7 protein-coding genes are annotated in these 14,665 nt (G+C 66.6%); 1 reads left to right on the forward strand and 6 read right to left on the reverse strand.

Annotated elements, in window-relative coordinates; translation table 11 throughout:
* Positions 1–43: 43 nt before the first annotated feature.
* From HUX88_RS20030 to HUX88_RS20055, 6 genes are all read right to left on the reverse strand, one after another.
* Positions 44–886, reverse strand: coding sequence for a FecR domain-containing protein (locus HUX88_RS20030; RefSeq protein WP_176362903.1), 843 nt, complete (start codon positions 884–886; stop codon positions 44–46).
* Between the two features lie 28 nt (positions 887–914).
* Positions 915–2,504, reverse strand: coding sequence for a ShlB/FhaC/HecB family hemolysin secretion/activation protein (locus tag HUX88_RS20035; protein WP_176362904.1), 1,590 nt, complete (start codon positions 2,502–2,504; stop codon positions 915–917).
* Between the two features lie 205 nt (positions 2,505–2,709).
* Positions 2,710–2,985: a hypothetical protein gene (locus HUX88_RS20040; RefSeq protein ID WP_176362905.1), complete on the reverse strand. Its 276-nt coding sequence runs from the start codon at positions 2,983–2,985 to the stop codon at positions 2,710–2,712.
* Positions 2,937–9,416: a YDG domain-containing protein gene (locus tag HUX88_RS20045; RefSeq protein WP_176362906.1), complete on the reverse strand. Its 6,480-nt coding sequence runs from the start codon at positions 9,414–9,416 to the stop codon at positions 2,937–2,939. The genes HUX88_RS20040 and HUX88_RS20045 overlap by 49 nt, the downstream gene beginning before the upstream one ends.
* A gap of 244 nt (positions 9,417–9,660) precedes the next feature.
* Positions 9,661–11,940, reverse strand: coding sequence for an adenylate/guanylate cyclase domain-containing protein (locus HUX88_RS20050; RefSeq protein WP_176362907.1), 2,280 nt, complete (start codon positions 11,938–11,940; stop codon positions 9,661–9,663).
* Between the two features lie 9 nt (positions 11,941–11,949).
* Positions 11,950–13,569, reverse strand: a complete 1,620-nt coding sequence (locus HUX88_RS20055; protein WP_176362908.1) for an HD family phosphohydrolase — start codon at positions 13,567–13,569, stop codon at positions 11,950–11,952.
* Between the two features lie 193 nt (positions 13,570–13,762).
* Here HUX88_RS20055 and HUX88_RS20060 point away from each other — a divergent pair, with 193 nt between their 5' ends.
* On the forward strand, positions 13,763–14,659 hold the full coding sequence (locus HUX88_RS20060; protein WP_117015004.1) for an MBL fold metallo-hydrolase: 897 nt from the start codon (positions 13,763–13,765) through the stop codon (positions 14,657–14,659).
* Positions 14,660–14,665: the final 6 nt, after the last annotated feature.

Genomic DNA, 14,665 nt, shown 5'->3' on the forward strand with positions numbered 1-14,665 from the left:
CCACGATGGGAAGGTCAAGTCCAAATTGCGGGCACGGCGGAATTCAGCGCACTTCGCAGTCGATGACGTTCGATTTGCCCGGGCCGGTGCTGGACGATGGTCCCGTGCTCTGGTTGAACACCGGCGGCGGCGCGAACTGGATGCCCGGATTGGCCGGCAGGACCACCGGCGGCGTCCGCAAGCTCGGCGTGTAGCCGAACTGGCCGGCGCTGAAATTGCTGGAGCCGGACGGGTTGGTCACATGGATCAAGCCGTCGAGCACCTGCACGTACAGGCCCGGCGCGCGCACCCCGCCCGGCGGCAGCGTCAACTGCGCCAGCATCAGCGGCCGCACCGGCGCGGCCAGCGCGTCCAGCGAGGCGGTGCTGGCCAGGTTGTAGGCCAGGCGCGCGGCCACCGCCTCCTCGCTCGGCTCGACGATGTCGGCGATGAAGGTGGTGCCGCGAATGCCGATGGTGGCGCTCGGCGTCTTCATGGCGAACTTTTCCTTGTTGCGCTTGCCCAGCAGGCCGGTGACCGAACGCAGGCCGCCCTTGACCAGGCTGAACGAGGCGTTGTCGGCCTCGGGCTTGCCGGCGTCGTAGCTGAAGTTCTCGACCTTGAAGGTGGTGCCCGGCTTGAGCGTGATTTCGCTGTTGTCGATGAACTTGACCATCGCGTAGGTGTTCTTCTCGGTCACCAGCATATCGCCGCTCTCGACTTCGGAGCGCATCGACAAGATCCGCACCACGCCGTCGGCCTTCTTCGACAGCAGCGGCCCGCTCAGCTGGACCACCGTACCCACCACTTGCGCGGCCCAGCCGGCGCCCGCCGCGCCGCACAGCGCCAGCAACAGCAGGCCGTTGAGCAAGGCCCGGACCACGAGAGAGTTTTTAGGCTGTGACATATTCATTTCCAGTACATTCAGGGGACGCTCAGTACGCCAGTCCCAGGCGCAAGTGCAGGCGGCTGGCGTTGTCGCGGCCGGTGTTGCCGGCGCGGACCACGTGGCCGAAATCGAGTTGCAGGTTGGCGTAGGTCGACAGCACGAAGCGCGCGCCGACGCCGGCGCTGGCGATGCTGGTGCTGGTCAGTTCGCCGGGCAGAGCGTGGTTGCGCTTGACGTAGGCAGCGTCGTAAAAGCCCAGCAGGCGGCAGTTCCAGCCCGCGTGGCTGCAGACGTTGGGCGTGTAGGCCTCCAGGTTGACGCCCAGGCCGGAGTCGTTGGAAATCTCGCGCTCGACGAAGCCGCGCACCGAGGTCGCGCCGCCGGCGCCGAACTGCTCGCCGGGGATCAGCGCGTCGCTGGTGTACTGGGCGTTGACGATGGCGCGCAATTGCCAGTCGTTGGCCAGCGCCCGCGTCGCGCTGCCGGCCAGGCGCAGCATGGTGTAGTCGGCCTTGGCGCCGTCGCGCGCCAGCGTGAACGCGTGCTGGTCGCCCTTGGCGCCGCCGGAGACATTGCGCAGCAGCGTCAACTGGCCGCTGACCTCGCCCTGCTTGAGCGGCAGCGTGGCCTGGTAGCTCACGCTGAGCGGATGCACGGTGACGTCGTTGCCCAGCTCCTGGCCCTGCAGCTGCACGCTGTTCTTGTAGGCCTTGTAGTCGACGCCGTAACTGAGCTTGGCTTCCAGTTCGCCGCGCTTGGCCAGGCTCTGGTTGTAGCGCGCGCCGTACACCGCGCCCTTGCCGCTGACGGCCAGGTTGACCGCGCCGGCCGACACGGTGCCGGAATCGACGTTGGAATAGCTGGCGAAGAAGTCCAGCGAATCGCCCAGCGCGTACAGCGGAATGTGGTAACCGGCGCCGTACACCTTGACGCGGCCCGGTTCCTCGGCCGAGGTGGTGTACTGCAGCGAGGCCAGGTGGTCGCGGTTGAACAGGTTGGCGTTCTGCAGGATGAAGCCGAGGTGGGTCTTGCCGGTCTGCGGGGTGCCGGTGTTGTCGATGTTGACCATGCCCTTCCAGGGGGTCTGGTCCTTGACGTCCAGGATGGCGTCGACCTCGTCGTCCCGCTCGCCGCTTTGCAGCTTCAGCGTGACTTCCTTGGCGGGACTCTCGTTGCCCTGCTTCAGGTTGGCCGAGACCGCCTTCAGGTCCGGCGTGCGGCCCTCCTGCAGGGCGGGCAGGCTGAAGCGGATGTTGTTCTCGTCGAAGTACAGATTGTTCTTGACCTGGATGCGGCCGATGCGCGTCTCCACCACGCGCAGCTGCACCACGCCGCGGTTGAGCTCCTGTTCCGGCAGCTCGATCGTCACCACGTTGTAGCCGCGCTGGTGGTACACGGCCTCGAGCGCCTCCAGCGCGCGCTGCACGTCGCCGAAGTCGCGCTCCTTGCCGGTGTACTTGGCCAGCAGCGCGTCGATCTGCGCCTGCGGCAGCAAGGTGTTGCCTTTGACCTCGAAACGGGCGATCTCGAAACGGATGGGGGCGCTCTCGGCGGGCGGCTGGTCCGCGGCCCAGGCCGACGCCACGGCGGCGCTTAAAAGAGAACCTGCCAGGAAGCGGGTTAAGCTATTTCTCATGGGGTCGCTCGTAGTGTTTGTCGCGTGTATTTTTTCAACTTTGAAAGCCTCTCGTTAACGCCGGCGCACTCAGCGAACGCTCTGCCGATGCTAGCATAGCCGCCATATTCAATGCCTATTTGAAATGCCGAATTGGATGGCGCCGGTGCCGAGTGTTGGATTTCAGTCCACTCCCGGCGCCCGACCCAGCGCAAATCGCGTTTCCTCAATTGCAGTACATCTTTTTGGTCGGCTCGTTTTTGCTGGCGAGCACATCGACCTTGCCGCTGGCCTTGTCTTTTTCGTCCGGCACCTTGTCGTCCGGCTTGGCGGGACCGCTGCTGCCGCCGCCCGACGCCGTCGACGCCACGCTGCTTTCCGTCGGCAAAGAGACCACCGGGTTCTTGACAAGATTGACCTGGGTGACCGTGTTGATGATGTTGACCGTGCTGTTCAGGGCTTGCGAGGCCGGCGTCGGCGGCCTGGCCTCCGGCGCTTCCACCGCGGCAGCAGCGGCGGCATCGCTGCGGCCTTGGCGGCCGCGGCATCCGGCCGCTGCCTTGGCAGCGCTTCGGCGGCGGCCCTGGCGGCGGCGTCGGCCGCAGCCTGCGCCGCCGCATCGGCGGCGGCAGGTGGCGGCGTCGGCTGCTGCTGTGGCGGCCCGCGTCGGCGGCGGCCTTGGCGGCGGCATCGGCTGCTGCCTTGGCGGCGGCGTCGGCGCAGCCTGCGCCGCCATCGGCGGCGGCGCGCGGCGGCGTCGGCTGCTGCATGGCGGCCACATCGGCGGCGGCCTTGGCACGGCGGCGTCGGCTGCGGCGCGGCGATCGCATCGGCGGCGGCCTTGGCGGCGGCGTCGGCGGCCACGCTGCGGCGGTACGAACCGGAATCGATGACAGGCACCGTGCCGCTTCCCAGTGAAATCGAGCCCGCGCTCACCGAGCCGAACGGCGCAGCCAGCGACACCGGCGCGCCGTTGCTGTTGATCGTGGTGGCGCTGCCGACGCTGATGCTGCCGTTGGTGGACAGCGCCGAGATGCTGCCGGTCGGCGAGGTCACGCTGAGCAGGCCGCCCAGCACGATGTTGTTGGTCGCCGTCATCTTGATCGTATTGGTCGCGTTCAGCTGCGATCCCGACAGCAAGGTGATGTCGGTGCTGGCCGACAGCGCGATGTCGTCGCCGGCCACCTGGTCGCTGATGGTGATCGGGCTGTGCGCGGTGATCGACACGCCGCCGTTGTAGGCGTGGATGGCGCCGCCGGTGTGGATGCCGCCATGGTTGTCGATGACGATGTTGCCGTTGGTGGTGGTCAAGGCGCCCAGCGCCAGCTCGCCGCTGGAGACGGTGTTGGTGAGCGCGATGTTGCCATGCCCATTGCTGGCGGCAAAGGCGTTCACATGATTGCCGGTGTTGGTCAGCGCGATGCCGTTGGTGGCGAACGCGTGCAGGCTGTCGGTCTGCAGGGCGCCGGTCTGGCTGATGGCGCCGCTGCCCTCGCCGGCCACCAGCGTGATGCCGCTTTGCGCCCGCGCGTTGCCGATCGAGAGGTTGCCGTTGCTGTAGACGTTGAGCGAGCCGCTCGTGTCGATGCTGCCGTTGCTGGTTTGCGTCAGGTTGTAGGCGGTCAGGTTGGCGGCGCTGTTGGTGCCGCTCAGCACGCCGTTGGTCAAGGCCAGGTTGGCGACCGTCATCGCGCCGTTCTGCACCAGGTTGCCGCCGTTGAGGGTGAGCGTGGCGCTGCTCAGGTCGGAGGTGCCGTTGACGATCAGCGTGCCGGCGGTCAGCGCCAGCTGGCTGCCGCTGCCGACCGTGAGCGCGTTCAGCTTGACGTTGCCGGCGCTGGCGTCGTAGGTGATGGTGCCGGCGCTGCTGCCGATGACGGCGGCCAGCACGTTGGCGCCGTCCGGCGCGATGCTGTCGGTCCAGTTGCCGGCCGCGCTCCACAGGCCGCCGCCGCTGCCGTTCCAGGTCGACGTCGGACGGGCCGTGATCGTGCCCCGGGCGCCAGCATTGAGCGTGTAGTTGCCGGAAGCGGAACCGGTGATGCCGGGCTGGGCGCCGGTGATGTTGACGACCTTGTTGACGCCGACGTTCTTGTCGGCATAGCTGAGGGTGCTGCCCTCGCCGATCAGCAGCGACACCGCGTCGAGCGGGCCTTCCGGCATGCCCAGCACGCCGCTCAGCGTGGCGCCGGAGTAGGTGGCGTTGGTGGTGTTGTCGTACTGGCGGCTGAGCAGGGTCAGCGTCAGCGGCGCGGGCGTGATGTTGGCGGTCAGGCCGGTCGGCAGGCCGGTCACCACATAGTTGCCGCCGTCGGCGCCGCCCAGCACGAAGCCGTTGGCCGTCACGCTCTTGCCGGTGCCGACGTTGCGGTCGGAGAAGGTGCCGCTGCCGGCCGACAGCGTGACCACGTCGCCGCCGATCACGCCGCCGAGTGTGCCGCCGGCGACATTCAGCGTGGCGCCCGTACCGTACTGGCTGGCGGCCGGATTCCAGTTCATGTTGTAGACGCGGCTGTTGGCGGTGACGCCGCTCACGCTCAGCTGCGCGGGGGCGATTTCCGTCATCAGGCTCGATGGCGACACCAACATGTAGTTGCCGGCGTCGTCACCGGACAAGCTGTAGTTGTTCAGGTCCAGCAGCACCAGCTTGCTGGCGCCGGCGTTCTTGTTCTGCAGCTTGGCGCTGTTGGAACCGCTCAGCGTCACGGCGTCGCCGGAGATGGGGGTGACCGACGCGGTGCCGTTCACCGTGATGTCGGTGGTGCCGTCGTAGGTGCGGCCGGGCGCGCTCAGGCCGCTGATCTGCAGCTTGGCCTTGTTGATCGTGCCGCTGCCGGTGACGGCGCCATCCAGCACATAGTTGTTGTTCGGGTTGTTGGTCAGCGACGCGCTGGCCACCGTGACGGTCTTGCCGGTGCCGGCGGTCTTGTCGGCGAAGCTCAGCGTGCCGCTGATGCCGGGCTTGTCGGTGCCGACGACGTTGCCGTAGCTGAAGTCGTAGACGCCGTCGGAAGTGCCCAGCACCAGATCAGTCAGCCGGTCGTAGGTCTTGCTGGCGCCGGTGACGGTGGCGGTGATGTGGCGCGGCGTGATGACCATCTGCGGCGCGGCATCGTAGCTGATGTCGTAGCGGTGCGAATACAGGCCGCCCAGGTTGTAGGTGCCGGTGTTGATCGCGCCGTCGAAACCCAGCGTGCCGCTGACGTCCGCGTGCGTGTAGGTCTGGCCGAACGCCGCCGCCGCGCCGTCGTAGATCTTGGTGCCGCCGGTGCCGGTCACGTTCACCGTCAGCGGCGTCAGGAAGCCGCGCAGCAGCGGCGTCGTGTGGCCTGCGTAGATGCGCCACACCGATGTGCCGCCGGTGAAGTCGAAACCGCTGAAGCTGGCCTGCTGCATCATCTGCGTCGAAGTCAGGCCGGCCGCGCCGGCGCTGTCGCTGCCTGCGCCCGCCGCGCTGTAGTAGCTGTGCGTCACCGCGCCGCCACCGGCGCCGGCGCCGACCAGCGCGTGGACCACGTCGTTGGTGCTGGTCTTGACGTCGCCGCTGCTGTAGGTGGTGTTCAGGGTGCCGTACATGCCGTTCCCGCCCAGCAGACCGCCGGTGCTGCCGACGCTGTAGGCGTTCTTGCCGATCACGTTGCCGACCACGTAGGAGGTGCCGATGGCGCCGTTGGAGTAGCCCGCCAGCCCGCCGAGGTTGGTGCCGTTGCCGTAGACGTTGGATTCGATCGCCACGCCGCTGACGGTGCCGCCCATCTGGATGCTGCCGGCCAGTACGCCGGTGTAGCTGTTGCCCTCGACCGTCGCGCCGGCGATCCGGAGGTCGCGGATCGTGCCCGATCCCAGCACCGAGAACAGGCCGATCTGGTTGGTGGTGGGCAGGTTGATGTAGAGGCCGCTGATGCTCTTGTGGTTGCCGTCGAACGTGCCGGCATAGGCATGATCGAGATCGCCGATCGGCTTGAAGCCCTGGTAGTTGCTGCCGCCCATGGAATTCCAGTGCGCGGTCTGGCTGGCGTCGATGTCGTTGTCGAGCGTGTACAAATACGTGGTGGGCAACGAGGCCATGCCTTGCAGGCCATAGACATCGACCAGATGGTAGGGCGTCATCGCGCCATCGCCGCTGGCGGCGCGCACGAAGCTGCCGCCGGCGATGCGGAAATCGGTGGCGCTGAAACTCGGCAGGCTGCCGACCTGATTCCAGTTGCCCGCCTGCAGATTGAAGATGCCGTTGACGGTCACGTTGCCGGTGGCGCTGATGCTGGAACTGGTGCCGGCGCGCAGCGCCAGGCCGCCGGTGGTGACCGCAGCCTGCATCGCGATGTTGCCGGTGGCGGTCAGGGCCAGGCTGTTGGTCAGCGTCAGCGGCTGGCTGACAACGATGTTGCCGGCGGCGCTCTGGTTGTTGTTGTCGATCGTCAGCCAGCTGGTGTTGGCGCTGGCCAGGTCGGCGTTGGTCAGCGCCAGCGTGTTGGATGGGTTGCCGGTCGCGCCGATGTCGACGGCGTTGGTCGAACCCAGGCTGACCGAGCTGCTGTTGAGCGTGCCGCCGGCCAGCGTCATCTTGCCGGCGTACAGGTTGATGCCGGAGCTGGACGTGAGACTGCCGGCGTTGGTGATGCGGTAGTCGCCGCTCGGGTGCGTGATCAGGCTGAGCGCACCGGTGTTTTTGACGGCCGCGCCGCTGGCGACGCTGATGTTGCCGCCCTGGCTGAACAAGGTCAGCGTGCCGGCGTTCTGGCCGCCGGTCAAATCGAGGTTGCCGACCACGGACAGGTTGCCGGTGCCGCTGCCGTAGCCGCTGCCGCCGGCGGCGTCGCCGATGCTGAGCCAGCCATTGTTCGGCAGCTGGACATGCTTCAGTTCGGTATCGCTCAGGCCCAGCACGCCGGCGGCGTCGGTGGCGCCGGCGCCGACCTGGATGGCGGTGGCGTCGGAATACGGCGTCAGCCGCACACCGTGCGTCGCGGCCGCGGACAGCGTGCCGTTGAGCGTCATGTTATCGGCCTGCACCACGACATTGCCGGACGAAGACAGCACGGACATGCCGCTGTCGACCGTCGCCAGGCCGTTGGTCTTGGCCGAGGTCAGCGTCATGTTGCCGGTGCTGGTCACGTTGCCGCTGACCCGCAAATCGCCGTTCTGGGCCGTGGCCGTCAGCGTGCCGCCCGCGAGGCTGTTGGCCAGGTTGACGCTGGTGCCGGTCAGCAGCACATTGCCGTTGGTGGCCTGCAGCGACGCGTAGCCGCCGATGTCGTTGCCGTCGTTGGCCAGCGTGATGTTGGTGACCGCCATCGCGTTGATGTTGTGGACCGTGAGCGCCGCGATCGGCTCGGTGACCTGCACGATGGAGCGGCCCGAGGTCAGCACCAAGTCGCTGTTGCCGCCGGTGATGGGGGCCTTCAGGTTGATGTCGCGGTCGGCCGTCAGCGACAGCGTGCGGCCGGACGGCAGCAGGATCTGGCTCAGCACCGAAATGTCGCCGCCGCCGCTGCCGTTGGGGTTGCCCGTGCTGACCGTCACGTTATTGGCCAGCAGCGCCGTGTGCAGCGTACCGGTCAGCAGCAGCGAATCCTGCACGCTGCCCGATTCCAGGAAAGTCGTACCCCCGGTCACCAGGTTGAGGTTGCCCACCGAGCTGGGCACGCCGGACACGCCGCTGTTGTCGGCGATGTAGACATCGCTCGGATCGAGCAACAGCTTGCCGGTGGCGCCCTTGGGCGCGAGGGTATCGACCGTGCCTTGCATGTTCAGGTAATGGCCGGAGGTTTCGACGAAGCCGCCGTTGCCGCCGTTGGCGCCGCCGCGCGCGGAGATGGCGCCGAACATCTGCGTGGCCTGGTCGCTCCAGACGATGACCTTGCCGCCGTCGCCGTTCGCCGTGGCGTCGGCCCGGATCACGCTGTCCTTGCCCACATACGATTGCTGCGCGTTCTGCACCGCCGCGTTCTTGCCCTGGTAGTCGCCGCCCACCAGCACCGTGCCGCCGCCGGCCGCGCCGCTGGCGTCGACCACGGCATTGCCGGTCAGGCCCACGCGGTCGCCCAGCAGACGGATGTCGCCGCCGGTGGCGAGGTTGCTGCCGGTGGCGGTGGTCGTGCTGCCCGCCTCCAGCAGCGTGGTGCCGCTCGCCTTGAGGATGATCTGGCCGTTGGCGCCGCGCACCGCGCTGTTGGCGTTAATGCCGCCGCGCTGGTTGACCAGCGCGCCGTACACGCCGACCCGCCCGCCCTGCGCCACGATCTGGCCCAGGTTGAGCGCCTGGTCGGCCGGGGCCGACACCACCACCTGCACGTTCGGATCCTTGGAGTCGAACAGCTGCACGCTGTGGCCCGCCGCCAGCACCACGTCGCCGTTGGGCGCCGAGATGACGCCGCTATTTTCAACAGCCGGCGCGACCAGGAAGATCTGGCCGCCGGACGGCGTGGTGATCGTGCCCGCGTTACTGACCTTGCCCACCGTGGCGTCGCCGCTGAAGTTGTTTTTGCCGGCCAGGAAGTCGGCGTTGGAGATCGCCAGGCTCGACGCCACCAGGCCGTTGACGTCCACCCGCGAACCGGCGCCGAAGATCACGCCGTTCGGGTTAATCAGGAACACCTTGCCGTTCGATTGCAGCGAGCCAAGGATCTGGGTCGGGTTCTGGCCGGTGATGCGGTTGAGCACCTTGCTGTCCGCGCTCTGCTGGATGAAGCGGGTGATCTCGTCCGGCGCCACCGAAAAACTCTGCCAGTTGATGATGGTGTTGGGCGTGTTGGTGATCGAATAGGTCTTGCCCTGCAGGTTGAAGCTGGCCTGGCCGGCCACCACGGTCGGGTTGGATGGCCCCGCCTGCGCGCTCGAATAACAGGCGGCCACCATGACGGCGATCAGTTTGCGGCGCAAGGGCGCGGCCTGCGCGCGGCGTTGCGTGGAGCGGCTGGTGTCGGCTTTCATAACGGCATCCTCTATCCGGTGGGAGTGACGTCCGCGCGCCCCGGAATGCCGCGAACCAGTTATTCGGAGTGTGATCGGGAGATGAATCGCGCCCGCAAAGCATATCCACAAGGAAACTAATATTCCTAAGTGTAGCCTTCTTTGCCGAGGCCGCCACGTCTTTTTCCTGCCGGGCGGCAGATTTTTTCCCGCGTGTGGCGAGATTGCGCCGGGTTATTTCGCCATCATGTTTACGCTTTTTCCACTATTTGGTCTCGAATGTGGTCACGCCATCCCAGTCCGCGCCGGGAGGATGGGCTCGATAGTGAGTGATGCGCTCAGTATATAGGGAGTAGAGCCTACGCTCAGGAAATATTTCCTGCAAGTTAACGATAATCTCCATCGCCCGGTCCCACTGTTGCATCCGAACCGCAGCGAGCGCCGCGTGCCAGCGATCCAGCTCGCCGCGCGTGGCCGGGTCCATATCTTTGTCCAGAACAATCGGCTCGAAAATCGCCACCGGCTCGTGCTTGCCCTTGACCCGCACCAGGTCCAGCTCGCGGTAGGCGTATTCCGGCGCGGCGGCGCGGGTGGCCTCGCCCACCGCGATGCCCACGCCGTAGACCTTGGTGATGCCCTCCAGCCGCGAGCCCAGGTTCACCGCGTCGCCCATGACGGTGTAGGCGCGGCGGATCTTCGAGCCCATGTCGCCCACGTGCATCAGGCCGGTGTTCAGGCCGATGCCGATCTTCAGCGGCGGCCAGCCGCGCGCGATGAAGTCCTCGTTGAGCCGGCGCGCGCTGGCCTGCATCAGCAGCGAGGTGGCCACCGCCCGGCTGGCGTGGTCGGGGAAGGCCACCGGCGCCCCCCAGAAGGCCATGACGGCGTCGCCGATGTACTTGTCGAGCGTGCCGCGGTGGCTGTCGCGGATGTCCTCCGACATCGCCGTCAGGTACAGGTTGATGTACTCGCGCAGCTGCTTGGGCGTGAGCCCCTCGGAGATGGTGGTGAAGCCGCGCACGTCGACGAACAGCACGGTCAGCTCGCGGCTCTCGCCGTCCATATTGTATTTTTCCGGGTCGTCGGCCATCTCGGCCACCAGCTCGGGCGCCACGTACTCGCCGAAGCGCGACACCAGCGCCTGCCCCTTCCTCACCTCGAAGAAATAGCCCCACGCCACGTTGAGCACGAACACCGAGGCGATCACGATCAGCTGCATGGCCAGGTTGTAGATCAGGTCGAGCGAGGTGTATTCGTAGTAGTTCAGGCCGAAGCTGGCGGCCAGCACCAGCACGCCCAGCAGGATGGAGCGCAGCGGCGACAGCGCGGCCAGCGCAAAGCTCAGCAGCAGGCCGATCGCCAGGATCTGCGCGGCCTCGATCACGAACGCCGCGTAGGGGCGCGACTTGAAGCGGTTGTCGAGGATGGACTTGATGATGTTGGCGTGGATCTCCACCCCCGGATACTCGGCCTTGACCGGCGTGGCGCGCAGGTCGACCAGGCCGGGCGCGGTGGTGCCGATCAGCACGGCCGTGCCCTTCAACAGCCCGACCGGCGCGCGCCCGGTCAGCACGTCGGCCGCCGACACGTAGCGGAAGGCGCCGCCCGCCCGGCCGCCGGTGCCTCGGAACTGCACCACCGTCGACATCGCCTCGCCGACCGGGATCACGCGCTGCTTGTGGTCCGGCAGCAGGATGGTCAGCGCGTCGTAGCCGCCGCTCTCCAGCTGGCTCTGCGACAGCTGGTCGACCGATTCGGTCAGCAGCGGCTTGATCGCCAGCGCGCCCAGGTACAGTCCGGCCGTGGCCACCGACAGCGAGGGATAGTAGTTGTCGCCCACCTGCTGGATCAGGTAGGCCGAGCGCACGATGCCGTCCGGATCGGTGGACACGGAAAAACTGCCGCCGCCGGCCGCCGCCCGCTGCAGCACCGGCACGTTGGCCTCGAAGCCGGGGGCGTTGTAGGCGGTCAGTTCGCGCCCGTTCAGGTCGCGCTCGGTGAACAGCGGCTTGGGCAGCTCGCCCTTGACCTGGTCCGGCGACAGGTTGAAGCCCAGGATCACCGGCTGCCCTTTCAGCGCGGCGGCGAACAGGCCGTCGTAGTCCAGCGACGGTTTCAGTTCCTCTAGCTTTTGCCGCAGCGCCGGCACGTCGCTCAGCTCCTTGTTGGACAGCTTCTCCAGCACGCCGTAGCCGGAGCTGGTGTCCGGCTCGGGGAAGGAGATATCGTAGCCGACCGCCTTGACCTGGTAGTGCCCGGTCAGCTGCGAGATCAGCCGCGCCTGCACGTTGCGGCTCCACGGGAAGCGGCCGAACTCGGTCAGCGCCTGGCCGTCAATGTCGACGATGACGATGCGCGGATCGAGCACCGGCGCGGCCAGCTTCATGCGCTCGCCGGCCAGCAGGTTGTCGAAGCGGGCCACCGCCTCGCTCTCCCAGATGTTGAGCGAATACAGCACGCCGGCCGCCGTGATCAGCACGCCCAGCAGCCAGCGCGGTCCGTACTTCAGCAGGACCTTGGTCCACTTGGCGGGGATCAGGCGCACGCGCGCTCCTTACGGTGTGTAGCCGGGGATGAGGGATTCGTCGATGACGTCGATCTGCTTCTCGTCCATGTTCTTGTGGGCGAACTGCAGATAGATCTTGCTGCGGATGAAGATGTCGAACAGGTCGGGATCGATGTGGCCGTTGAGCGAGAAGTTGCCCAGGATGCGCAGCGACTCCGACAGCATCTTGCCCTTTTTATACGGCCGGTCCTTGGCGGTGAGCGCCTCGAAGATGTCGGCGATCGCCATCAGCCGCGCCGGCACCGACATCTGCTCCTTGGTCAGCCCGCGCGGATAGCCCTTGCCGTCCATGCGCTCGTGGTGGCCGCCGGCGTATTCCGGCACGTTCTTCAGGTGCTTGGGCCACGGCAGCGCCTCCAGCATGCGGATCGTCATCGAGATGTGGTTGTTGATCTGCTTGCGCTCGGGCTCGGTCAAGGTGCCGAACTTGATGGTCAGGTTCATCACCTCGTCGGCGTCGAGGAAGTCGCGCTCGACGCCGTCCGGGCCGGTCCAGCGGCGCTGGGCGATGGCGCGCACGCGGTCCTGGTCGGCCGCCGCCATGCCCTCGCCGCCGACGTTGGCGGCGCGGATGAAGTCGCGGTCGGCGCGCAGCGCGGCCTGTTGCGCGGCCAGTTCGGCGTCGATGGCGGCGTGGTCGCTGCCCGGCGCCAGCTTGCGCTTCAACGCGGCGATCTCGGCGTCGCGCTGCAGCACCTCGAAGCGGGTGTCGATCAGCGCGATGCGGTCGAAGATGGTTTCCAGCTTGGTGGCCTTGTCGACCACGTGCACCGGCGTGGTGATCTTGCCGCAATCGTGCAGCAGGCCGGCCAGCCACAGTTCCTTGCGGTCGGCGTCGGTCATGCGGAACTCGGCCATCGGGCCGGACTCGGTGTTGTGCACGGCCTCGGCCAGCATCATCGTCAGTTCCGGCACGAACTGGCAGTGGCGGCCGGTGTACGGCGATTTTTCATCGATGCCGATGTTGATCAAGTTGACCAGGGCTTCCAGCAGCTCCTCCAACTGGGCGATCAGCCGCTGGTGCGTCAGCGCCACCGCGCCCTGCGCCGCCAGCGCCTCGATGAAGCGCTGGTCGGTCTGGGTGAAGGCGCGGATGGCGCCGGTGTCCTTGTCCTTGGCGTTGATCAGCTGCAGCACGCCGACCAGTTCGCCCTCGTGGTCGCTCATCGGCACCGTCAGGAACGATTGCGAATGGTAGTGGCGCAGCTGGTCGAACTTGACCATGCCGGAGAAGTTGAAGACGTCGGCCTTGTACACGTCCTCGATGTTGACCGACAGGCCGAAGTGGGCCGCGTAGGCCGCCACCGAGGCCAGGTTCTTCTCGCCGTTGTCGTCGAACAGCGGCACGCCCGGCGCCGAGATCGGCTGGCCGCTGACGCCGCCCTGGTGGGTCTGCAAGGTGTCGTTGATCAGGATGGCGAAATCGAGGTGACGCTTGTCCTCGCTGGGGCGGTACAAGGTGCCGCCGTCGGCGTTGGTCATGCTCTTGGCGACGATCAGGATGCGCTCCAACAGCGTATCGGTGTCGTGGCTGCTGCCCAGCTGGACGCTCAGCTCGGTCAACTGGTCGAGCCGCTGCGCGATCTGGGTTTGATTCAACTCTTGCATGGTTGCTTTTTCACTAGCGGTTGAATGGACTGGCGTCAAGCGCACTGAAGAAGTGTAGCCTCAGCGCAAGCTGTTGTACATCAACAAATGCGCGGCGAGACAAAATTACCATGGGCAGTGTCGGCTTTTTCCCTGTTGCAGGGAAAAAAAGTTATCATCAATTGGCGTATCGAGCTAAAAAACAGGGATGAGCATGAAATTTATTTTTTGGGGAGTGCGCGGTTCCATTCCCTCCCCCGGACCGCGCACCGCGCGCTACGGCGGCAACACCACGTGTATCGAGGTACGCACCGATGACAACACCCTGATCGTCATCGACGGCGGCACCGGCATTTTTTCGCTGGCGCAATCGCTGTTGCAAAACAAAACCACGCCGATCCACGCCAACATCTTCATCACCCACAGCCACTGGGACCACATCCACGGCCTGCCCTTCTTCACGCCGCTGTTCGTGCGCGACAGCCGCGTGCGCCTGCACGGCGTGACCGACCCGGTGACCGGCAACGGTATCGAACACGTGATGGGCGTGCAGCTGCAAAACAGTTATTTCCCGGTCAGCGAAACGCAGATGGACGCCACCATCGAATACCGCACGCTCACCGTCGGCGAGCCGATCGCGGTGGGCGACGCCACCGTGCACAACGTGGTGATGAACCATCCGGTGACCGACCTCGGCTATCGTATCGAATGCAACGGCAAGTCGGTGTTCTTCACCGGCGACCACGAGCCGCACTACAACATCCACCCGCCCGGCCACCCGGAGCACGACGCCTACCAGCAATGGATGGAAGAGCGCAACGCCGCCATCGACGCCACCGTGCAAGGGGTCGACGCGCTGATCGTCGACTGCTCCTACACCCGCGAGGAATATCCGGCCAAGCAGGGCTGGGGCCACGGCACCTTCGACTCGGCGTTCTCGCTGGCGCTGCGCACCGGCGCCAAAGCGCTATACTGCACCCATCATGAACCGACCCGCAGCGACGACGAACTCGAAGCCGTGTTCGCCGAGGTGATGGCGCGCCACGCGCCGCTGCTGGGCGACCTGAAAGTCTTCCTCGCTTACGAAGGCATGGAAGTCCATCTGACCTAGCGAGGG

The sequence above is a fragment of the Duganella sp. BJB1802 genome, assembly GCF_013369445.1.
GTDB lineage: Bacteria > Pseudomonadota > Gammaproteobacteria > Burkholderiales > Burkholderiaceae_D > Rugamonas > Rugamonas vulcania_A.